We start from the raw sequence: 20,551 nt of genomic DNA, 5'->3' as shown, positions 1-20,551 counted from the left end.
GATCACCGATAGCGAAGAGGAGAGCCATGGTCGACACGACTCGAGCCGGTGGCTTCACCACCGACGACGCCGGAATTCCGGTTGCCAGTGATGTGGACTCGCTGACCGTCGGTCCCGACGGTCCGATCCTGCTCAACGACGCGTATCTGATCGAGAAGATGGCCGCGTTCAATCGCGAACGGGTACCCGAGCGCCAGCCGCACGCCAAAGGCGGCGGCGCGTTCGGCATCTTCGAGGTGACGCAGGATATGAGTGCCTATACCTGCGCGAAGGTATTCCAGCCGCGGCAGAAGACACCGATGCTGGCCCGATTCTCCACGGTCGCCGGAGAACGCGGCAGCCCGGACACCTGGCGGGATCCGCGCGGATTCGCCCTGAAGTTCTATACCGAAGACGGCAACTTCGATCTGGTCGGCAACAACACGCCGATCTTCTTCATGCGTGATCCGATGAAGTTCCAGGACTTCATTCGCTCCCAGAAACGCCGCGCGGACAACAACTTACGCGATCACGATATGCAGTGGGATTTCTGGACGCTGTCACCGGAGTCCGCGCACCAGGTCACCTGGCTGATGGGGGATCGCGGGATTCCCCGCACCTGGCGCCATATGAACGGCTACTCCAGCCACACCTATCTGTGGGTCAACGCCGAGGGTGAGAAGTACTGGGTGAAATATCATTTCCTCACCGATCAGGGCGTCGAGTTCTTCACCCAGGACGAGGGCGACCAGATGGCGTCGATGGATACCGACTACCACACCCGGGATCTGTGGGAGGCGATCGACCGCGGCGATCATCCGAGCTGGACGCTGAAGATGCAGATCATGCCGTTCGAGGAGGCCAAGACCTATCGCTTCAACCCGTTCGATCTGACCAAGGTCTGGCCGCACGGAGACTATCCGCTGCACGAGGTCGGCCGGATGACGTTGAACCGTAACCCTTCCGACTATCACACCCAGATCGAACAGGCCGCGTTCGAGCCGAGCAACGCGGTGCCGGGCACCGGACCGAGTCCGGACAAGATGCTGCTCGGGCGCTGGTTCTCCTATCCGGACGCGCATCGTCACCGGATCGGCGCCAATTACAAGGAGCTACCGGTCAACGCGCCCACCTCGCCGCTGCACTCCTACAGCAAGGACGGGGCGATGCGACACCACAATCCCGGTGATCCGGTCTACGTCCCGAATTCGAAGGGCGGTCCGCACGCCGAGCCCGAGCGCGCCGGTCCCACTGCCGGCTGGTACGCCGACGGTGAGATGGTCCGGGCCGCCTATACCCGGCGCCGAGACGACGACGATTGGGGGCAGGCCGGCACCATGGTGCGCGACGTGCTCGACGACGCGGCCCGGGATCGGCTGGTGGACAATATCGTCGGCCATCTGCTCAACGGTGTCAGCGCCCCGGTGCTGACCCGCGCGTTCGAATACTGGCGCAATGTCGACAAGGACCTGGGCGACCGGGTGGAGGCCGGGGTGGCCGCGAAGCGGGACGAGAAGGATCCGAAAGCGGCCGGACAACACAATCCGGCCCGCTCCTCGGCGCAGCGCAAGGCCTGAGCCCGCGGAGCGCAGCGCCGGTAGCGGATCGGTTCCGCCCGGCGCTGCTTTCGAGTGACTCCGCTGCCCGGGTGGGAAGCGGCGCTACGGCGCCGCGCCGGCGCGGCGGGCCAGAATCGACGAGATGCCGGCCGCCGCGGCCCGCACCGAGGTGGCGTGCTGATCCGGCCGGAACTGGGCGACCGGGCCGGTGACCGAAATAGCCGCCAGCGGGCGATCGTCGGTCCCGAGCACCGGTGCCGCGACACACACGATGCCGCGGGCGGACTCCTCGTATTCGTAGGCCACGCCCTGTTCGACGATCTGATCCAGCTGGCGGCGCAGCAGCCCGGGCGCGATGATCGTGCGCGGGGTCCGGCGTGGGAGCGGACCCGCCAGGATCCGGTCGATGGTCGGGCGATCGCTGTGGGCGAGGAGCGCCTTGCCTATTCCGGTGCAGTACAGCGGCATTCGACCGCCGAGCCGAGACGGCGACCGGGCCTGGCGGTGTCCGCCGATCTTGCTGATGTAGACGACCTCATCACCTTCGAGTACGCCCAGATGGACCGTTTCGCGGGTCCGGCCGAACAGATCCTGCAGAAACGGCACCGCGATCTCGAGCAGGGTGCGCTCCGGTGCGGCTCGCATGCCCAGTTCGAACAATCCCCGGCCCAGGCGATAGCCGCTCGGTGTGGCGGACAGCAACCGGGCCGTCACGAGATCCTTCGCGATGCGGTGCACGGTGGGTTTCGGCAGCCCCGTGCGCCTGGCGAGCTCCGACAGCCCCACCGTCTGATCCTCGACTCCGAAGGCCTCGAGGATCAGCATCGTGCGACCCAGCACCGAGGTGTCCGGCAGCCCCGATTCCGCCATATCGCTCCTCGATGACAAGTTCACGGCCCGTTCGGTCCATTCAGTGGACCATTTTACTGTTCCAGGGCCAGCGCCTCGGGTGCACTGTGGGGTGTCCGACGAAAGGAAAGGAGCGGTTGTGTCCACTGCAACCGACCACGCGGGTGAGCGCGTCGACGAGGCGGTCGTCGTCTCGGCGGCGCGTCGACTCGCCGAAGCCGCCGCCACCCGGCGGCCGTGCGCACCCATCCGCGATCTGATCGGCCCCGACGACATCGCGACCGCCTACCGGGTGCAGGAGCATTTCAACGCCGCCCGCACCGGTGTGGTGGGCCGCAAGATCGGCGCGACCTCGAAGGCCGTGCAGGATCAGCTCGGCGTGGATCAGCCCGACTTCGGTGTGCTGTTCGCCGATATGGACTATCGCGACGGCGCCGAGATCCCGATGGGACGGTTGCTGCAGCCGCGGGCCGAGGCCGAGGTCGCCTTCGTCCTGGCGCGCGATCTGGCCGACGGTGAGCTGGATGTCGAGCAGTGCCGGGCCGCGGTGGACTATGCCGTCGCCGCACTCGAGATCGTCGACAGCCGGATCACCGACTGGGACATCTCCTTCGCCGACACCGTCGCCGACAACGCGTCCGCCGGTGTGTACGTTCTGGGCGAGCACCGTCGCGCGCTGCGCGAATTCGAGCCCGTCGACGTGACCATGACGATGCGGATCGACGGTGAACCGGTGTCGACCGGAACGGGCGCCGACTGTCTCGGCGACCCGCTGAACGCACTGTCGTGGCTGGCCCGCCGCGCCCGCGAGTTCGGTGACCCGCTGCGGGCCGGACAGGTGATCCTCTCCGGCGCTCTCGGCCCGATGCGCCCCCTGCATCCGGGGGCGACGGTCACCGCCACGGTCTCCGGACTCGGCAGTGTCACCGCGTCTTTCGGTGCGGATCGGGAGGCGGGCCGATGAGCGCGAGCAGCGGCCGCACCAAGGTCGCCATCATCGGCTCGGGCAATATCGGCACCGATCTGATGATCAAGGTCCTGCGACATTCGCAGTACCTGGACATGGCCGCGATGGTGGGTATCGATCCGGAATCCGACGGTCTCGCTCGCGCCGCCGGCATGAACGTGGCCACCACCCACGAGGGTGTCGAGGGTCTGGTGGCGCTGCCCGGCTTCGACGAGATCGAGATCGTGTTCGACGCGACCTCGGCCAAGGCGCACGAGGTCAACAACGCCCGGCTCGCACCGCTGGGCAAACGGCTGATCGATCTGACACCGGCCGCGATCGGTCCGTTCGTGGTGCCCGCGGTCAATGCCGACGAACATCTCGGCGCCCCCAACGTGAACATGGTGACCTGCGGCGGACAGGCGACCATTCCGATCGTCGCGGCCGTGTCGGCGGTCGTGCCGGTCGCCTACGCCGAGATCGTCGCCTCGATCGCCGCCAAATCGGCGGGGCCGGGAACCCGCGCCAATATCGACGAGTTCACCGAGACGACCTCGCATGCGATCGAGGCCGTCGGCGGGGCCGCGCGCGGTAAAGCGGTGATCATCCTGAATCCGGCCGAGCCGCCGCTGATCATGCGCGACACCGTTTTCTGCCTCGTCGACGCCCCGGAACCGGACACCCACGAGCTGATCCGCGCCTCGGTCGAGAAGATGGTCGGTGAGGTGTCGGCCTATGTGCCGGGCTATCGGCTCAAGCAGCAGGTGCAGATCGACGAAATCCCGGCCGACCAGCCGGTGCACACCCTGCTGGCCGACGGCAGCGTCGCGGCGCCGACCCACCGGGTGTCGGTGTTCCTCGAGGTCGAGGGCGCCGCACACTATCTGCCGGCCTACGCCGGAAATCTCGACATCATGACCTCTGCGGCGCTGCGGATCGCCGAGCGGATCGCGCAGAGCAGCCGGCCCGAGGAGGACCTCCGATGAGTCCGAACCTGTACGTCCAGGACGTCACGCTGCGCGACGGTATGCACGCGGTCCGGCATCGGATCAGCCCGCAGGATGTGGGCCGCATCGTCGCCGCACTCGACGCCGCCGGTGTGGACGCGATCGAGGTCGCCCACGGTGACGGGCTCGCGGGCGGCTCGGTCAACTACGGGCCGGGTTCGCACAGCGACTGGGCCTGGATCGAGTCGGCGGCGGCGAATCTGTCGCGGGCCCGGCTCACCACGTTGCTGCTGCCCGGTGTGGGCACGGCCGCGGATCTGCGGCGCGCCTACGATCTCGGGGTCCGTTCGGTCCGGGTGGCGACCCACTGCACCGAGGCCGATGTGTCCGCACAGCACATCGCGACCGCCCGCGAGATGGGTATGGATGTGGCGGGCTTCCTCATGATGAGCCATATGATCCCGGCCGCGCATCTGGCCGCGCAGGCCAAGCTGATGGAAAGTTATGGGGCGCACTGTGTCTACGTCACCGACTCCGGTGGCAGGCTGACCATGCACGGCGTGGGCGAGCGGATCCGCGCCTATCGCGACATCCTCGACGCCGGAACCGAGATCGGTATCCACGCCCACGAGAATCTGTCGCTGTCGGTCGCCAACTCGGTGACCGCGGTCGAGCACGGCGCTGTGCGCGTGGACGCCTCGCTGGCCGGTCACGGCGCGGGAGCGGGCAACACCCCGATCGAGGCGTTCATCGCGGTGGCCGATCTGCTGGAGTGGCGGCACGGCTGCGATGTGTTCGCGCTGCAGGACGCCGCCGACGACCTGGTCCGCCCGCTGCAGGATCGCCCGGTTCGGGTCGACCGGGAAACCCTGACACTGGGCTACGCGGGGGTCTACTCCAGCTTCCTGCGGCATGCCGAGGCCGCGAGCCGGCGCTACGGGATCGATGCCCGCACCCTGCTGATGGAGGCCGGCCGGCGCCGTCTCGTCGGCGGGCAGGAGGACATGATCATGGATATCGCGCTGACCCTGCTCGCCGAGCGGCAGCCGGTGTAGTCCGATCAGGTGATGTCGACGATCGGCAGCCGGAGTCCGGCTGGTGCACCGGCCGGGACCACCGGCATCAGGGGTGCGACCGGGGCGATCCTGCGGTAGGGCGCGCCGAGCGCCGGCCGCGGATCGGATTCGCCCTTGTTGGGCCACAGCGACAGGGCTCGTTCGGCTTGCGCGGTGATGGTCAGTGACGGATTGACACCGAGATTCGCCGAGATGGCCGAGCCGTCGACGATATGCAGTCCCGGATGCCCGTACATTCGCTGGTAGGGGTCCACGACACCGGTGTCCGGCGAATCCCCGATCACGCAGCCGCCGATGAAGTGACCGGTCATCGGAATGCCGAACAGGCTGCTGATACCGCCGGTGGGGATGCCGTCGATCTTGTCGGCCACCCGGTGCGCCACCTCGTGACCGGCCGGGATGGAGGTCGGATTCGGTTCGCCCTCACCCTGTCTGGTGGTCATCCGGCGTCCGAACAGGCCGCGTTCGGTGAAGGTGGTCAGGGAGTTGTCCACCGACTGCATCACCAGCAGGCCGATCATCCGCTCCGACCAGTGCCGGGGGTTGTGCACCCGGTGCAGATCGCGCCGGCGGCGCCAGTTCTCGCGCGCCCACAGCCGGCCGCGCCCGGTGCGGCCGTCCTCGTCGTACATGACGGTGGTCATCAGCGACAGCACATTGCTGCCCTTGCCGTATCGCACCGGTTCGATATGGGTGTCGGCGTCGGGATGGATGGAGGAGGTGATGGCGACACCCCTGGTGAAGTCGGTGTCCGCCCGCCGGCTCCGAATCGACAGCAGCTCTTCGGAATTGGTGCGCGACAGATAGCCGAGGCGCCCGGACACCGCCGGTAGCGATCCCCGGTCGCGCAACCGGTGCAGCAGTCGCTGGGTGCCCAGCGCCGCGGCGGCGAAGATCACCTGTTCGGCGGTGAAACCGCGGCGTGCCTTGCGTACCCAGCGCCCGGTACGGACGGTGTCGATCCGGTATCCGCCCGAGGCCAGCGGCACCACATCCACCACCGTGGTATTCGGATGCACTGTGGCCCCGGCTTTTTCGGCGAGATAAAGGTAGTTCTTCACCAGGGTGTTCTTGGCGTTGTGCCGGCAGCCGGTCATACATTCACCGCAATGGGTGCAGGTGCGACGGGCCGGGCCCACCCCGCCGAAGTACGGGTCGGGCACCTCCTGGCCGGGCCGGGTTCCCTTACCGCCGAACAGGACTCCCACCGGAGTGGACCGGAATGTCGAGCCCACGCCCAATTCCTCGGCCACCTCCCGCAGGATGCGGTCCGATGCCGTGGTCGCCGGATTCGTGGCTACCCCGAGCATGCGTTTGGCCTGGTCGTAATGCGGTGCGAGTTCGGCGCCCCAGTCGGTGATGTGTGCCCACTGCGAATCGTCGAAGAATGTGGCGGGCGGTTCGTAGAGGGTGTTGGCGTACACCAGTGAGCCGCCGCCGACGCCCGCGCCGCTCATGATGAAAGTGTCCTTCAGCAGGGTCAGGCGCTGGATGCCGAAGCAGCCCAGTCGCGGCGCCCACAGGAACTGCCGGGCGCGCCAGGAGTTCTTCGCGAATTCGTCGTCGGCGAAGCGCCGGCCGGCTTCGAGCACTCCGACCCGGTAGCCCTTCTCGGTCAGGCGCAGCGCGCTCACGCTGCCACCGAATCCCGACCCGATGACTACCACGTCGTAGTCGAATCCCATCGCCGGCGCCTTTCCTCGTCTCGATCGTCTCCTCGTACCGTAGGCGCGGAGCGGAGTCGTCCGAAGAGATCGGCGGCCAACTAATCAATAGTTCCGGTCACGCCGATAGGCGGCCGGGGTGGTGCCGGTCCAGCGTTTGAAGGCGTGGATGAACGGCGTGGCCTCGGCGTAGCCCAGCCGGATGGCGATGTCGTCGATGGTCAGCGGCGTGCCGGAGAGCATCTCCTGGGCGAGCGCCCGGCGTACCTCGTCGAGCAGTGCCCGATAGCTGGTTCCGGCATCGGTCAGGCGTCGCCGCAGCGTGCGCACGCTCATGTTGAGCTCACGGGCCACGGTCTCGATCGGCGGTGGTGTGGTGATACCGGTCGCGCCGCTGCCGGGCAGCAGCCGCTCGCGCACCTCGGCCGCGATACCCGTGCGCGCGCTGCGACGCTGCACCAGATCCCGGCACTGCGCGATGCACACCGCCCAGGTCTGCTGATTGGCCTGCGGTAGCGGCTGGGCCAGGATCTCCGGTGCGACGGTGAACATGGTGTGCGGCCGCCCGAATCGCGCCCGCGCTCCCAGCACCGCCTCGAGCCGGTCCGCGTGCGGCGGTTCGTCGTAGCCGAATTCGATACGGGCGAGGGCGAAGTCGTGGCCGAGGAGATCGCTCATCACCCGGTGCATCGCGACGATATCGCGCTCCACCAGGAACTGCTGCACATCGGGCGGGATGAGCTCGTGGTGGATCCAGGCGATCACATCGTCGCGCCGGTACTCGACAATCGGTGTGCAGAAGGCGAACCCGAGCCGGTAATATCGCATCGCCAGCGAAATCGCCTCGCGCAGTGTGGGACTGGTGACGCAGGCGAAGCCGAAGATGCCGAAGGTGCTCAACCGGTACCGTCGCCCGATCTCGACGCCCAGGGCCGGAACGTGCCCGAGCTCGGCGACCAGATTGCGTACCACCGTCAGTTCGGACTCGGCCGGAATCTGGACGCCGGGATCGGTGAGGGCGGCCGGGCCGATGCCCGATCCGGTGAGCAGCCGGTCGGCCGGCACGCCGTATGCGGCTGCGAATTCCGTCATCACCGCGACGCTGGCGATCCCGCGGGGGAAGTTCCAGGTGCGGACCTCGGGCGTCTCGACGGTGTGCATAGAACCATTATGGCCGGAACTATTGATCTCGGGCCGCGATCGGGCCCTGCCCGTGTCGAATCCCCGGGGATCAGGACGGGAGTGAGTCGCAGAGCGCCTGCCGCCGAATGCCGGCCAGGGTGCGAGTCAGGATCCGCGAGACGTGCATCTGCGAGATGTCCAGCTTCTTCGCGATCTGGCTCTGAGTCTTGGATTCGAAGAAGCGCATGACGAGGATGCGGCGTTCCCGGGTGGGCAGCGCATCGATCAGCGGCCGCACCGCCATCGCGTCCTCGGTCAGCCGGTAACACCGCTCCTCGGCGCCCAGTTTCTCCAGAATCGCGCCGTCGTCGGGGTCGACCACGGCGTCGATCGAATTGGGCTGATAGGCGTTACCGGCGATCATCGCCTGCACGATCTCGCGATCATCCACGCCCAGGGCCTCGGACAGTTCCCCGGCCGTCGGCATCCGACCGTGTTCGTGGGCGAATTGTTCGGTCATCGGACCGATGCGCAGCCACAATTCCTTCGTCGCCCGCGGCACCCGGGTGGACCAGGTGTAGTCGCGGAAATGGCGGCGCACCTCACCCATCACGGTGGGGACGGCGAAGGACAGGAAAGAATTTCCCCGCGCCGGGTCGAAACGATCGACGGCCAGGACCAGGCCGAGCCTCGCCACCTGATGCAGATCGTCGAACAATTCGCCGCGCCCGGAAAATCTGCGGGCGATATGTTCGGCCAGCGGCAGGCATAGTTCGATGATTTCCGCGCGCACCGATTCGCGGTGCGGATCAGCAGCGTCCAGGGCGGCCAACTTATCGAACCACGGCTCGATATCGTCGTAGCTGTTGGCGCCGTGGCGCGCGGCGGTCTCCGCATTCCGGGCGATCGGTTCATCTGTCATCCGAGATACCTCGCTTCCAACCGAAGCCGACCAGAATGGGGTACCCGTCAGCGCGATTCTCAAAAGGAGGGATGTGCGCGTGCGCCCCGGCGATCGCCTATTTCTGGGCGATGACCAGGGCGCACATGAATTCGAACCGATCCGCGATCACTCGTTGTCCGCGGTGCCCACCCGGCGGTTGTAGCCGGCGCGCGCGGCGTGGTCGACCTCATCGGTGAAAATGCGATGCACGCCCATCCGGCGCGCGGTGAATTCCCCGAATGCGCGCGGTGTGAGCTTGTTGAATGCCATCGCCACTCCGGCCAGCCGGGTGACCGTGATCCGCCGCCGCGGCCGCTCGATCAATCGCGCCACCGCCCGCGCCACATCCTCGGGTTCGGCGAGCAGTCCCATCGGGGCCTTCGTTCCGGCGATCAGCTCGGTGCGGGTGAAGGTCGGCAGGACCGTCGAGAAATGCACGCCGCTGCCGCGATATTCCAATCGCATCGCCTCGGTGAATCCGATGACCGCCTGTTTACTCGCGCAATAGGTCGCCATACCCGGCGTCGGATTCTCACCGGCGAGCGAGGCGATATTCACGATATGTCCGTGTTTACGTGAAAGCATCTGCGGCAATGCGGCCTTGGTGCCGTTCATCACGCCGAGCACATTGACCTCGAGGATCCGGCGGGTAATGGTGTCGGATTCGGCGGTGAACCGGCCGACCGGCATGATGCCGGCGTTGTTGATCAGTACGTCCACCGGACCGGCCTGTTCGGCGACCTCCGACAGGAAGGTGGTGAACGATCGCGGATCGGTGACATCGAGCGGGAGCGCGGCCGCGGCGCCGAGCCGGGAACCGGCCTCTCGCACCGCGGCGGCGTCGATGTCACCGAGGGCGACCCGGGCTCCGCCGCGCTGCAACTGCTCCGCGATCGAATAGCCGATGCCGCGGGCGCCGCCGGTGATGGCGACGACCGTGCCCGGCAGGCGCGCGCTCACGCCTGCTGCCGGCGCCGGTAGCGGACGGTGCACGGCTGCCGCAGCTGCACCACCATCTTGGAGTGGTCGTTGCGGTAGCTCTCCGACGGCTGGGTCATCTCGAACTCCCAGTCCCGCAGCAGAATCGAGAAGATGGCCTTGAGCTGCATGAGGGCGAAGGCCGCGCCCACGCAGCGGTGCCGCCCGGCGCCGAACGGGATCCAGGTCCAGCGATTGATCAGGTCGGCCTGGTTGGGATCGATGTAGCGGCTCGGGTCGAAACGATCGGGCTCCGGGAAGTCCTCGGGAATCCGGTTGGAGATGGCCGGGGTGGCCGCGACCATATCGCCCGGTTCGATCTTGTTACCGCACACCTCGAATTCATCGCGCGCGATCCGCATGAGGATGATCAGCGGCGGATGCAGCCGCAGCGTCTCCTTCAGCGTCGCCTCCAGCTGCGGAATCTGGCGCAGCGCGTGGAAACTCACGTCCTGGCCGTCGGCGTAGAGCTCGTCGAGCTCACCGACGACCCCGGCCAGCAGATCCGGATTGCGCAGCAGTTCGATGACCGTCCAGGCCGCGGTACCGGAGGTGGTGTGGTGCCCGGCGAACATCATCGAGATGAAGATGCCGGTGATCTCGCTCGCCGAGAACCGCAGCTCGCCCTGCTCGTCGCGAATCGAGACGAGGACGTCGAGCATGTCGCGATCCTCTTTGCCCTGCGGCGGATTCGCGATGCGGCCGTCCATGATGCCCTGCACCAGTTCGACCAGCTGTGCGCGCGCCTCGTCGCGGCGGCGGAAGCTCTCGATCGGTGCGTAGGGGTCGACGTAGCACAGCGCGTCGGTGCCCTGCTCGAGCTCGTGGTAGAGGTGTGCGAAGCGATCGTCGAGTTCCTCGCGGAACTTCTTGCCGATCAGGCAGGCCGATGAGGTGTAGATGGTCAGCTCGGCGAAGAACTCGAGCAGGTCCATCTCGCCTTCGTCGTCCCAGCGCTCGACGATTCGATAGACCTCGCGCGCGATGGTTTCCGCGTGCCCGCGCATGTGCTCACCACGCAGCGCCTGATTGTGCAGCATTTCCTTGCGCCGCTCGGGGCTGGCGTCGAAGACCACGCCGTCACCGAAGATCGGCTTCATGAACGGGTAGGCGGCGCCCTGGTCGAGGTCCTCGTCCGCGGCCCGGAAGAAGAATTCGTTCGCCTCGGATCCCGAGAGCAGGATGACATCCTTGTCGGCCAGCCGGAACGAACCGACGTCGCCGCACTCCGTGCGTACCCGCCGCATCAGCGCGATCGGATCGGTGCGGAACTCTTCGAGGTGGCCGTGCTCGTGTTCGCCCCCGGACACCTGCCGCGGCTTGACCAACGTCATGAGAAATCCTTCCGCAATCCCTGATCCACCCGTGATGGACACGTGTCTGGACGCTACTACGGAAGGGTGGGTGAGGCAAGGTCCGGCACCGGTTGCGCGCGGTGGGAACAGTGTGGATCGCGCGGATGAGCGGCATCGGTCCCGAGCGCGGGCGGCGCCGCTTCGGTGGACGGGAGTGAGTTCGGATTCAGCGCAGCACCGGCGCCGAGCGCACCGTGCTCAGCTGCCGGATGATGGCGGCGGCGTGGTTGTCGAACCGCTCGCGGTCGATCGCGATCTCGCCGATCAGGTAGGGGCGGTAGCAATAGGCGAGGGCGCCGAAGATCGCCATCGCGTTGAGGCTCGCATCGGTCTCGTCCGGGGTCGGGTTCTCGGTGTCGTCGGCGGCGATGACGGCCGCGATCGGCCCGGTGATCAACTCCACCAGTTCGTTACCGCGCCGGGTGAGCGCCGGAGTCGCCAGCGACTCCACGAACAGGATGCGTCCGCGCCGGGGATCCTCGAGCAGGAAATCGGTGAATGCCCGCACGACGTGACCGAACAGCAGATCCCGGTCCGAAGGCGCGTCGGCCAGCGCCTCGAGCAGGCGATCTCGGCACTGCTGCACGGTCTTCTCGAGGACGGTGGTCATCAGATCGTCGAGATTGGCGAAACTCTCGTAGAAATAACGTTCGGTGAGCCCGGCCTGTCGGCATACTCCGCGCATCGAGGTGTCGGCCGCGCCGGAGCCCGCCATGAGTTCGAAACAGGCCTCCATGAGCCGCTCCCGACGGGCGGCGATGCGATCGGCCGGCTCGCGTCCGCGCCACGGTCGGCTGCCCGTCTTCGGGGTGTGCGGCGAATCGACCATGGTCGTGATGCTACCGGGGCTCGCGTTTACCACGGGTTTCGACATCACGCGTTGTTGACATCTCGTGATGTCAACAATAGGGTCGGGGCACCGCTTCGAGCAGATGCAAGGACGCACCATGAAGACAGTGGTCTACGAGGACCAAGCCCACGCGATCAAGGCTCGCGATGTGCGATTCGATTTCGAGTCCGTCCCCATGCATTACATTCCCGGCGAGGTGATGGCGACCCACATCATCAACGTCATGCACCTGGTGCTCCCGGAGGGTGAGCGGGCGATGGCCGCCGCGCTGGCCGAGGCCCTGCCCTATATCGACGACGAGCGATTGCGCGAAGAGGTGCAGGGCTTCATCGGGCAGGAGAATCAGCACGCGAACTCGCACGCGCAGGCCCGCCGCCATCTGGAAACTCTCGGGCTCGACGTGGCGCCGATGGTCGAGACGGTCGGCTGGCTGGTCGACCGGGTGCTCGGCGATCACGGCCTGAGCGGTCGCGCGAAACGCGAGTGGCTGGCCGAACGGCTGGGATTGTTCGCCGGTATGGAGCACTACACCGCGGTGATCGGCGAGTGGCTGCTCACCAACAACGTCCTCGAGGCCAAGGACATGCATCCGGCGATGCTGGACCTGATCCGCTGGCACGGGGCCGAAGAGGTCGAACATCGCAGCGTCGTCTACGACGCCTACATGCACGTGGACGGTGGATATCTGCGCAAGGCCCGCACCGCCGTGGTCGCCAGTTCATCGCTGCTGGTGTTGTTCGTGATCGCCGGCGGATATCTGTTCGAGAAGGATCCCGAACCCGCCAAGGGCAAGTTCTGGCCGTGGCAACTGCTCAGCGCCTCGGCCCGCGGCGTGGTGCCGCGGATGTCGACATTCTTCACCGAGATTCCGCGCTACCTGCGGCCCGGCTTCCACCCCTCCCAGCTCGGGAGCATGGACAACGCCCTGCGCTACCTGGCTCAGTCGCCGGCGGCGCGGGCAGGGGAGCGGTGACGGGGTATCGGCCATCGCTGCCGCTGCGGGCTGTCGGGGCGGTCTTCGATCTGTATCGGCGCTCCACCACCGCCGGACTGCTGTCACGACCGAATCCGGTGCGCCACAGCGGTTTCGAACGGGAACTGATCGTCGCTCGGCGTGAGGTCCAGGCCGGCGACGTGGTCGTGCTGACCCTGATCGCGCCCTACCGGCGGCCGTTGCCGCGCTGGATTCCGGGTGCCCACATCGATCTGATCCTGCCGTCGGGACGGCAACGGCAGTACTCGCTCAACGGTGATCCCGCCGACCGGGAGAGCTATCGCATCGCCGTGCGGCACCTGCCCGACGGCGGGGGCGGCTCCGACGAGATCCATCGCACCGCGGCGGTGGGGGATCGGCTGTGGGTGCGCGGGCCGCGCAATGCCTTCCCCTATATCGACGCTCCCCGCTATGTCTTCCTCGCCGGGGGAATCGGAATCACCCCGCTGCTGCCGATGGTCGCCGACGCCGAACGCCGAAGGGCCGACTGGCGACTGGTCTATCTGGGCCGCAGCCGCGATACGATGCCGTTTCTGGACGAGCTGGCGGCCCGGCGGGGCGGCAGGCTCGAGATCCTGCCCGACGACGAGTGCGGGGTGGCCGATATCGACCGGGTCCTCACCGGCGTCCCGCGCGGGGCCGCCGTCTACGTCTGCGGGCCACCGCCGCTGATGGCCGCCGCCTTGGACGCGCCGGCCGCCCAGGATCCGACCGTCTCGGTGCACACCGAACGCTTCTCGCCGCCACCCGTCCGGCACGGACGTCCGTTCCGTATCGAGTTGCGTCGCAGCGGCCACAGTGTCGACGTCGCGGCCGACGAGTCGGCGCTCACCGCCATCGGCCGGGTGCTGCCCGATGTGGCCTATTCGTGTCGTCAGGGCTTCTGCGGTACCTGCGCGGTGACCGTGCGCGCCGGGGCCGTCGACCATCGGGATCGGCGGCTGAGCCCCGCCGAACGCGAGACGACGATGCTCCCCTGTGTGTCGCGCGCGGCGGGCGACACCGTCGAACTGGAGCTGTAGCCGGCAGTCGGCGGAGGTGGCGCCGCCCCGGTGCCGATCGCACCGGGTAGCGGGTGTCCTCGGATCGGATTCGAATCTGAGGAAAATCATAGGAACGACACAGATTGCCGTCAGGCCCGATAGGCACCATGGATCCCGAGGACGAACTCGGCGAGATGAGGTGTGCGATGGTCGATATCGAGATCACGGGTACGACGGTCACCGTTCATGTACGGGGCACCCACCGGCTGCTCTCGCTGTGTGAGCGAGTGCGCTTCGATCTGTCGGACATCGTCGCCGTCGCGCCCGCGGAGGTGGATCTGCGGCCGCCGTGGATGCGCGCACCGGGCACGTTCTTCCCCGGCGTCATCGCGGCCGGGATCTTCCGCGGCAAGGGCCGTAAGGAGTTCTGGGATACCCGTTTCGACGGGCGTGGAGTACGGATCGAGCTGCGGGGCACCGAATTCACCCGGGTGGTGGTCGATGTCGACGACCCCGACGATATTCGCCGCATGCTCACCGTCGCCGCGGCGGCCTGATCCGAGAGTCCGGATGTGTCCCGTCTCCGGCGAGGCGTGATCGGCCGGAATCGGCCGGAATCGGCCGAAATTCGCTGCCTCGCAGACCCATTGCGACACGCCGATACGGCGTGGCGCGGGCGACACGCCGAATAACTCTCGCATTGCTGCAAATCCATAGTTTCGCGGATGGCCGTTCATCGACTATGAATGGCATGTGCCGTTCCCACTTCGTGAACACTTGCCGGCCACCGTATCTGATCGGGCGGTGGTCTAGTTGACCGTCGAACACCCCGGGGAAGATGAGGTCAGGCAGCTCGCGCGACGGGTCGAGAAGGCCCGCGGGCGGCTTGCGTACCAATTCGATCCGGCGTTGACCGAGGCCCTCTCGGAGGGCGAGCTCCACGCCGAGCGCGAGCTCGCGGAGAAGATCCGTGAGCAGGAACGCGAACAGCGCTGGAAGAATGTACAGGCGGCGGCGTCGACGTCCGACCGCGCCAGGCAGACCTCCGAAGCGATCGCGAAGGCCGATATGCGAGATCTGTTGATGGCCCGCAAGGCAATTGCGGCGCAGCGACGGGAATCCAGCCCGCATGCCAAGCTGGCATCGCTGTATCGCCACCGGGCCTGGTCGATGCGCGCCCTCGCGGGCGTGGTCATCGCGGGCATGCTGTGGTCGGCGGTCAACGTGCAGCACAATATCGCGCCCGGCGGCGCGAGCGATCCGCTGTACTGGTTCAGCTACCTGCTCGAAGCCATGATCAGCGTGTGTCTGGTCATCATCATGATCGGCACCAACAAGGTCTCCGAATGGGGCATCCTGCACAGTCGCCGGCAGGTCGCGGTCGCCGAATTGGCCCTGCTGGCGCTGACGGTCGGCCTCAACACCTACCCCTACCTGCGCAGCGGTGACTGGTACAACGTCGGCGTCCACGCGGTCGCGCCGGTGATGATCGGTGTCGCCCTGCTGGTGCACGACGCGGCCAGTCAGCGGTACGGCCAGGCGATCACCCAGGCCACCGATACGGTGCGCGATCTGCCCGATCCGGCCGAGCAGATCCGCCGCAGCATGCCGACCTTCGTCAGCTTCATCCGGCAGTCGGCACCGGATACCCGGCCCACTCCCATGGCCGCGCTGCCCGGCGCTTCGGACGCCACGTCCACCGAATCGGATCACCGGGAAACGGCCCGCACCGTCGAAACCGTGGACCCGGTGGTCGAACCCGATATCTGGACGCCGAAGAAGTCGAGTGTTCGCTCCGATACCGCCGCGGCGGATTCGGTTGCCGACGGCAAGCCCGGCAAGTCGTCGAAGTCCGATGCGGCCGATGTCGACTCGGATCCGCTGAGTGCCTACGACACCGGCCAGTTCCGCATCGCGGACTCGCTCGAACAGGAGCTCGCCGATATCCGGGCCGAGCGCAAGCGCGCTCGTGCCGCCAAGCAGCGCGCAGCCAACGGGTCGATCGTGGACTGATCCGCCCCACACCTCTCGAATCGTCCGAAACGACAGCCCGGCGCCCCAAGCGCCGGGTTGTTGTCGTCTCCGACCGGCGTGGCACTGATCACAACCCGCGACGGCCGATTACAGTGCCTGCGGTCAACGCAATCATTGCCGGTGTTCGGGTTTCGGATGGAATTTCGAGGAGGCGTGGTTTGCTCGTTCGTGGTTTCGGGTGCCCATGAGCATCCGTAAGCAGGCGATCGGCTTCGGCGCGTTCGCCATCGTCTCGATCCTGGTCACGGTCGTGATCTGGAATACGCTGGCGCGCACGGTGAGTGGTCCGGTCAACGGCTATTCGGCGGTCTTCAGCGATGTGCTCGGGCTGCGGCCCAACGACGATGTGCGCATCGCGGGGGTGCGGGTCGGCAAGATCACCGCGATCGGACTCGAGTACGACCCCAAGACCAACAAGCCCTCGGCCAAGGTGAGTTTCGATGTGCAGCGCGATCAGCACCTGTACTCCGACACCAAGGCGATGGTGCGCTACCAGAACCTGATCGGCCAGCGGTATCTCGCACTGGCGCCCGGAACCGCGCCCGATTCACAGGTGCTCTCCGCCGGTGCCCGGATACCGCTCGAGCGCACCGAACCCTCCTTCGACATCTCGGCATTCCTCAACGGCTTTCAGCCGCTGTTCGAGAATCTGCTGCCCGAGCAGGTCAACGATCTGTCCACGACCTTGATCCAGGCCCTCCAGGGGGATGGGGTGTCGTTGTCCACCTTCATCGTCCAGGCCGCCGGGCTGGCGTCGGACTTCCAGCGTCGCGACGCGATTCTGGGTGACATCATCACCAATCTGTCGGGCGTCATGTCGGGGCTGGCCAAGCGCAGCAATGAACTGGAAACCCTCATCACACAGACGCGCGCGCTGATCGGCGGACTCTACGAGCAGGGCCAGTCGCTGCTGGCGTCGACGACCCAGATCGCCCATGCCACCGACAGTTTGGTCGCGATGGTCGGCCAGGTGCAGCCGAAGCTGGCTCCGGTGCAGAACTCCACCCGCGACGCGCTGACCCTGCTGTTGGACAACGGGGCGAAACTGGACCAGGCCGCGATCGATCTGCCGGGGATCCTGTCCGATGTGGGGAAGTTCTCCCAGGACGGCGCCTACGCCAACGCCTACGTGTGCTCGCTGGACATCTCGCTCTACGGCATCCTGTTTCCGCGCGGGATCTGGTCGCAGATCGGCGGTCATGCGCATTCGGCGGTGTGCCGCCCCTGACCCCGCCGCAGGCGCGGGCGGGGCCGGGGCGGGCCCGCGGGCTCAGGCCCGGCTGCGAATCGCCTTGTAGATGAACAGGATGATCACCGCGCCGACGATCGCGCCGAGGAAGGTGTGTTGCACCGGCGGATGCACGCTGAACTTGTGCGGTGCGAAGACCAGACTGCCCAGGGTGCCACCGACGTAGCCGCCGACGATTCCCAGGACGATCGTCAGGATCCAGCCGAAGTTCTCCTTGCCGGGGACCAGCAGGCGAGCGATGGCGCCGGCGATCAGGCCGATGATGATCATCGTGATGATACCCATGGTGAAATCTCCTTGCGGGCAACCGGTACTGGGGGATCCGACGGTAACAAGGGACGGCCCTGATTCGCAGGCGCATGTGCCGATGTTCACCGGACCGGCGCTATGTCGTGTGAATAGCGTTCTTGCGGGTATTACCGGAGGTCTGTGTGCGGATACGACTCCGCCCCGGGCGATTCGGGCCCGGGGCGGAGGAGCGGCCGGGGCGCTATATGTCGGCGGGGGTCTTCTTGGCGACGTGGCGGACCTCGAAGGCGTAGACGATCTCCATGGCCCCCATGAAGATCAGCCACCAGCCCACCACCAGCGCCAGCACCGTGATCGAGTGGATGGGCCAGACCACCAGGGCGATACCGCCGATCAGCAGCAGGATCCCGAAGAAGATCGACCAGCCGCGGCCCGGGACCCCGTGCGGCGCTTCGGCCCCGGCGACCATGGCCGCGATGCCGCGGAACAGCCAGCTGATGCCGATCCACAGTCCCAGCAGGACCAGGGAGTTGCCGATGCTGCGGAAGGCGAAGAAGGCCAGGATGAACGACAGGATGCCGCTGATCAGGCTCAGCACCCGATAGCCGGTTCCGACGTGCGGTCCGAATGCGGCGATCAGCTGCAGGATTCCGGAAATCAGCAGGTAGATGCCGAAGAGAATGCCGGCTACTGCGAGCGTCGGACCGGGCCAGACGAGCACAATGATGCCGACGATCACCGACAGCAGGCCGATGACCAGCAATGATTGCCATGCGCCGCGGGCCAGTTGGTGCAATGGCCCTACGTAAACTCCCTCTTTGCTGGTTGTCATGTGGGCAGGATAAGTCCAGCGGGTCAAGTAGCGGACGATTAACCAGTATCGAACCAGTCACGGTGTGCCGGGCGCGGCGCCGACCGCGGCCTCGAGGCGTGCTGACAATCGTTCGTTTCGGGCGCCGCGGTGCCGGAAATCCGCGTCCCGACCGCCCGAAACAGGGGATTTCCGCTCCGGCCGCCCGCCCGCTCGCCGAATTCGCCCACCGACCGCCCGCTGATCCGGTCCGCTCGCCGCGGGCGAGCCGGTGCGTGCCCGACTCGCCGCCCCCGCGGGCGCCGGCGCATCGGGCCGCTTTCGGCCGAGCCCGGTATCGGGGCGGGATAGGCTGAGCGCGGAGACCGCCCTGTCCGCCGCTGCGCAGAATCGAGGCGTCATGGATCTGAGCCTGCACTACTGGAACTTCTCCACTCCCGCCGATCCGGCGCGTACGGCCGGATCCATCGCGGAGAGCGCCCGCATCGCCGAGGAGGCGGGCTTCGCGGAGTTCACCGTGATGGACCACTACTTCCAGATGGAGCTTCGCGGGACGGCCGAGGAGCCGATGCTGGAGGCGTACACCACCCTCGGTTACGTGGCCGCGCTGACCGAGCGGATGCGGTTGTCGGTCCTGGTGACCGGGGTGATGTACCGGTATCCGGGCCTGCTGGCCAAGATCGTCACCACGCTCGACGTCCTGTCGGGCGGTCGCGCACAGCTCGGTATCGGCGCCTCCTGGTACGAGCGGGAGCAGCGGGGGCTGGGCGTGCCGCTGGTGCCGATGGGGGAGCGGTTCGAGCGGCTCGAGGAGACGCTGCAGATCTGCCTGCAGATGTGGAGTGACGACAACGGGCCCTATGCGGGCACGTACTACCAGCTGGCCGAAACGCTGTGCGTCCCCGCGCCGTTGACCCGCCCGCGCCCGCCGATTCTGATCGGTGGTGGCGGCGAGAAGAAGACGCTGCTGTTCGTCGCCCGCTATGCCGATGCCTGCAATCTGTTCGCCTCGACGACCGAGGATGTGACGCACAAGCTCGAGGTGCTGCGGGCGCACTGCGAGGCGGAGGGCCGCGACTACGACGCCATCCGCAAGACCGCCACCTATCTCGGCCCGGTCACCGACGATCCCGACGCTTTCGTCGCGGACGCGGAACGCTATGCGGCCCTGGGCATCACACAGCTCGATATCATGCCGGACGGGGATCCGGTGGCATATACCGAACGCGCGGCGGCGCTGGTGCCGCGGTTGCGTTCATTCTGATTCGCCGCGCACACCGTAGTCGCCGAGAGCGGGTTCCAGCAGATCGAAGATTCGCTCGGCCTCGGCGGTGACGGCGGTGGCGATGCGCCGGCGTGTGGCGCCGGACAGCTGTCGTTCCTGGATGCGCTCGAACAGCAGCCGGTAGGCGGCGGCGAACTGCGCGGCCGCCGCCCGGCGCAACAGGTCGTCGCCCGGCAGAACTGTTGCCAGCGCCTGTTCGCGCAGATCGTGTAGTTCGCGCAACCGGGCGGTGAGCGTCGGGCTCTCGGCGAGCATCCGGCTGAAATCGGGGCCCGAGAAGCCGACGTCCGCGGAATGCGCCTGTGCGGCGGCGCGGAATCGGCGCCGCAGGGCGGCGAGGGCCGATTCGCCGTCGTCGCGGGACTCGACGGTCTCGGCGAGGACGGCGACGAAGCGCTCGTGATGATCGAGCGCCAGATCCTCCTTGCGCGGGAAGTAGTTGGTGACGGTCTTCTTCGCGACCCGGGCTGCCTCGGCGATCTCCGCGATCGTGGTCGGTTCGAATCCGCGCTCGATGAACAGGCGGGTGGCGGTATCGGAGATCTCCTGGCGGGTCTGCTGTTTCTTCGTTTCCCGGAGCCCCGGCGCGGTGGCGGTGGTCACGGGCAAATGTTACCACCGTTGTAAAAATCGCCTTGACGTATTTCATCGGATGGACATAATCTTACGTCCGTCGTA

Annotated in this window: 20 protein-coding genes; 10 read left to right on the top strand and 10 right to left on the bottom strand. The window is 67.0% G+C overall.

Translation table 11 applies throughout. The features are described from left to right. Window positions 1–26 precede the first annotated feature (26 nt). A complete protein-coding gene (locus tag LKD76_RS23335) occupies window positions 27–1,556 on the top strand; it encodes a catalase (RefSeq protein ID WP_227983543.1) in 1,530 nt (509 codons plus the stop codon). Window positions 1,557–1,640: 84 nt separating this feature from the next. Here LKD76_RS23335 and LKD76_RS23330 read toward each other — a convergent pair whose 3' ends face one another. Then, window positions 1,641–2,408 (bottom strand): IclR family transcriptional regulator, encoded by a 768-nt coding sequence (locus LKD76_RS23330; protein WP_227983542.1) that lies wholly within the window; start codon window positions 2,406–2,408, stop codon window positions 1,641–1,643. Between the two features lie 118 nt (window positions 2,409–2,526). On the opposite strand from LKD76_RS23330, the gene LKD76_RS23325 reads away from it, so the two are divergent. The 3 genes from LKD76_RS23325 to dmpG are packed head-to-tail and all read left to right on the top strand — an operon-like array spanning window position 2,527 to window position 5,335. Then, on the top strand, window positions 2,527–3,351 hold the full coding sequence (locus tag LKD76_RS23325) for a 2-keto-4-pentenoate hydratase (protein WP_227983541.1): 825 nt from the start codon (window positions 2,527–2,529) through the stop codon (window positions 3,349–3,351). Next, a complete protein-coding gene (locus LKD76_RS23320) occupies window positions 3,348–4,319 on the top strand; it encodes an acetaldehyde dehydrogenase (acetylating) (protein WP_227983540.1) in 972 nt (323 codons plus the stop codon). Before LKD76_RS23325 ends, LKD76_RS23320 begins: the two co-directional genes overlap by 4 nt. Beyond that, the gene (gene dmpG / locus LKD76_RS23315; protein WP_227983539.1) at window positions 4,316–5,335 is read left to right on the top strand and encodes a 4-hydroxy-2-oxovalerate aldolase; all 1,020 of its coding nucleotides are present in this window, start codon (window positions 4,316–4,318) and stop codon (window positions 5,333–5,335) included. The genes LKD76_RS23320 and dmpG overlap by 4 nt, the downstream gene beginning before the upstream one ends. Before the next feature lie 5 nt (window positions 5,336–5,340). Here dmpG and LKD76_RS23310 read toward each other — a convergent pair whose 3' ends face one another. The 6 genes from LKD76_RS23310 to LKD76_RS23285 all read right to left on the bottom strand — a co-directional run bounded on the left by LKD76_RS23310 (window position 5,341) and on the right by LKD76_RS23285 (window position 12,247). Further along, window positions 5,341–7,041 carry an FAD-dependent oxidoreductase gene (locus LKD76_RS23310; RefSeq protein WP_227983538.1) on the bottom strand — a complete coding sequence of 567 codons (1,701 nt, stop codon included), beginning with the start codon at window positions 7,039–7,041 and terminating at the stop codon, window positions 5,341–5,343. Between the two features lie 84 nt (window positions 7,042–7,125). Continuing rightward, window positions 7,126–8,181: an AraC family transcriptional regulator gene (locus tag LKD76_RS23305; protein ID WP_227983537.1), complete on the bottom strand. Its 1,056-nt coding sequence runs from the start codon at window positions 8,179–8,181 to the stop codon at window positions 7,126–7,128. 70 nt (window positions 8,182–8,251) lie between these two features. After that, entirely contained in the window at window positions 8,252–9,064 is an 813-nt protein-coding gene (locus tag LKD76_RS23300) for an RNA polymerase sigma factor SigF (protein WP_227983536.1), read from the bottom strand. A gap of 147 nt (window positions 9,065–9,211) precedes the next feature. Then, window positions 9,212–10,045 carry an SDR family oxidoreductase gene (locus LKD76_RS23295; RefSeq protein ID WP_227983535.1) on the bottom strand — a complete coding sequence of 278 codons (834 nt, stop codon included), beginning with the start codon at window positions 10,043–10,045 and terminating at the stop codon, window positions 9,212–9,214. Beyond that, window positions 10,042–11,397: a lanosterol 14-alpha demethylase gene (gene cyp51, locus LKD76_RS23290; RefSeq protein ID WP_227983534.1), complete on the bottom strand. Its 1,356-nt coding sequence runs from the start codon at window positions 11,395–11,397 to the stop codon at window positions 10,042–10,044. The genes LKD76_RS23295 and cyp51 overlap by 4 nt, the downstream gene beginning before the upstream one ends. A gap of 187 nt (window positions 11,398–11,584) precedes the next feature. Next, window positions 11,585–12,247: a TetR/AcrR family transcriptional regulator gene (locus LKD76_RS23285; protein ID WP_227983533.1), complete on the bottom strand. Its 663-nt coding sequence runs from the start codon at window positions 12,245–12,247 to the stop codon at window positions 11,585–11,587. Between the two features lie 118 nt (window positions 12,248–12,365). Between LKD76_RS23285 and LKD76_RS23280 the strand changes: the two genes are divergently transcribed. The 5 genes from LKD76_RS23280 to LKD76_RS23260 all read left to right on the top strand — a co-directional run bounded on the left by LKD76_RS23280 (window position 12,366) and on the right by LKD76_RS23260 (window position 17,507). Next, window positions 12,366–13,241, top strand: coding sequence for a metal-dependent hydrolase (locus LKD76_RS23280; protein WP_227983532.1), 876 nt, complete (start codon window positions 12,366–12,368; stop codon window positions 13,239–13,241). Further along, window positions 13,238–14,284 carry a PDR/VanB family oxidoreductase gene (locus LKD76_RS23275; RefSeq protein ID WP_227983531.1) on the top strand — a complete coding sequence of 349 codons (1,047 nt, stop codon included), beginning with the start codon at window positions 13,238–13,240 and terminating at the stop codon, window positions 14,282–14,284. The genes LKD76_RS23280 and LKD76_RS23275 overlap by 4 nt, the downstream gene beginning before the upstream one ends. Window positions 14,285–14,412: 128 nt before the next feature. Beyond that, entirely contained in the window at window positions 14,413–14,802 is a 390-nt protein-coding gene (locus LKD76_RS23270; RefSeq protein WP_227983530.1) for a hypothetical protein, read from the top strand. A gap of 256 nt (window positions 14,803–15,058) precedes the next feature. Continuing rightward, entirely contained in the window at window positions 15,059–16,258 is a 1,200-nt protein-coding gene (locus LKD76_RS23265) for an FUSC family protein (RefSeq protein WP_227983528.1), read from the top strand. A gap of 205 nt (window positions 16,259–16,463) precedes the next feature. Next, window positions 16,464–17,507, top strand: a complete 1,044-nt coding sequence (locus LKD76_RS23260) for an MCE family protein (RefSeq protein ID WP_227983527.1) — start codon at window positions 16,464–16,466, stop codon at window positions 17,505–17,507. Between the two features lie 42 nt (window positions 17,508–17,549). On the opposite strand, the gene LKD76_RS23255 is transcribed toward LKD76_RS23260, so the two are convergent. Together LKD76_RS23255 and LKD76_RS23250 are read right to left on the bottom strand one after the other, a co-directional pair. Then, window positions 17,550–17,813, bottom strand: coding sequence for a GlsB/YeaQ/YmgE family stress response membrane protein (locus LKD76_RS23255; RefSeq protein WP_227983526.1), 264 nt, complete (start codon window positions 17,811–17,813; stop codon window positions 17,550–17,552). 205 nt (window positions 17,814–18,018) lie between these two features. Continuing rightward, window positions 18,019–18,609: an HdeD family acid-resistance protein gene (locus LKD76_RS23250; protein WP_227983525.1), complete on the bottom strand. Its 591-nt coding sequence runs from the start codon at window positions 18,607–18,609 to the stop codon at window positions 18,019–18,021. A 379-nt stretch (window positions 18,610–18,988) separates the two neighbouring features. On the opposite strand from LKD76_RS23250, the gene LKD76_RS23245 reads away from it, so the two are divergent. Continuing rightward, window positions 18,989–19,852 carry an LLM class F420-dependent oxidoreductase gene (locus tag LKD76_RS23245; protein WP_227983524.1) on the top strand — a complete coding sequence of 288 codons (864 nt, stop codon included), beginning with the start codon at window positions 18,989–18,991 and terminating at the stop codon, window positions 19,850–19,852. On the opposite strand, the gene LKD76_RS23240 is transcribed toward LKD76_RS23245, so the two are convergent. Then, window positions 19,844–20,476 (bottom strand): TetR/AcrR family transcriptional regulator, encoded by a 633-nt coding sequence (locus LKD76_RS23240; RefSeq protein WP_227983522.1) that lies wholly within the window; start codon window positions 20,474–20,476, stop codon window positions 19,844–19,846. The two genes, LKD76_RS23245 and LKD76_RS23240, sit on opposite strands and share 9 nt — an antisense overlap. Between the last annotated feature and the right edge of the window lie 75 nt (window positions 20,477–20,551).

This window comes from Nocardia spumae (genome assembly GCF_020733635.1).
Lineage (GTDB): Bacteria > Actinomycetota > Actinomycetes > Mycobacteriales > Mycobacteriaceae > Nocardia > Nocardia spumae.
The sequence above is the reverse complement of the archived record's forward strand: the minus strand, read 5'-3'. Positions and strand labels throughout refer to the sequence as shown.

What these genes read in the sequence shown, in the direction of transcription:
- LKD76_RS23305 (WP_227983537.1), bottom strand. Translation starts at nt 8,181, where the DNA reads ATGCACACCGTCGAGACGCCCGAGGTCCGCACCTGGAACTTCCCCCGC.
- dmpG (WP_227983539.1), top strand. Translation starts at nt 4,316, where the DNA reads ATGAGTCCGAACCTGTACGTCCAGGACGTCACGCTGCGCGACGGTATG.
- LKD76_RS23285 (WP_227983533.1), bottom strand. Translation starts at nt 12,247, where the DNA reads ATGGTCGATTCGCCGCACACCCCGAAGACGGGCAGCCGACCGTGGCGC.
- LKD76_RS23280 (WP_227983532.1), top strand. Translation starts at nt 12,366, where the DNA reads ATGAAGACAGTGGTCTACGAGGACCAAGCCCACGCGATCAAGGCTCGC.
- LKD76_RS23330 (WP_227983542.1), bottom strand. Translation starts at nt 2,408, where the DNA reads ATGGCGGAATCGGGGCTGCCGGACACCTCGGTGCTGGGTCGCACGATG.
- LKD76_RS23260 (WP_227983527.1), top strand. Translation starts at nt 16,464, where the DNA reads ATGAGCATCCGTAAGCAGGCGATCGGCTTCGGCGCGTTCGCCATCGTC.
- LKD76_RS23270 (WP_227983530.1), top strand. Translation starts at nt 14,413, where the DNA reads ATGGATCCCGAGGACGAACTCGGCGAGATGAGGTGTGCGATGGTCGAT.
- LKD76_RS23255 (WP_227983526.1), bottom strand. Translation starts at nt 17,813, where the DNA reads ATGGGTATCATCACGATGATCATCATCGGCCTGATCGCCGGCGCCATC.
- LKD76_RS23250 (WP_227983525.1), bottom strand. Translation starts at nt 18,609, where the DNA reads ATGACAACCAGCAAAGAGGGAGTTTACGTAGGGCCATTGCACCAACTG.
- LKD76_RS23310 (WP_227983538.1), bottom strand. Translation starts at nt 7,041, where the DNA reads ATGGGATTCGACTACGACGTGGTAGTCATCGGGTCGGGATTCGGTGGC.
- LKD76_RS23245 (WP_227983524.1), top strand. Translation starts at nt 18,989, where the DNA reads ATGGATCTGAGCCTGCACTACTGGAACTTCTCCACTCCCGCCGATCCG.
- cyp51 (WP_227983534.1), bottom strand. Translation starts at nt 11,397, where the DNA reads ATGACGTTGGTCAAGCCGCGGCAGGTGTCCGGGGGCGAACACGAGCAC.
- LKD76_RS23300 (WP_227983536.1), bottom strand. Translation starts at nt 9,064, where the DNA reads ATGACAGATGAACCGATCGCCCGGAATGCGGAGACCGCCGCGCGCCAC.
- LKD76_RS23320 (WP_227983540.1), top strand. Translation starts at nt 3,348, where the DNA reads ATGAGCGCGAGCAGCGGCCGCACCAAGGTCGCCATCATCGGCTCGGGC.
- LKD76_RS23335 (WP_227983543.1), top strand. Translation starts at nt 27, where the DNA reads ATGGTCGACACGACTCGAGCCGGTGGCTTCACCACCGACGACGCCGGA.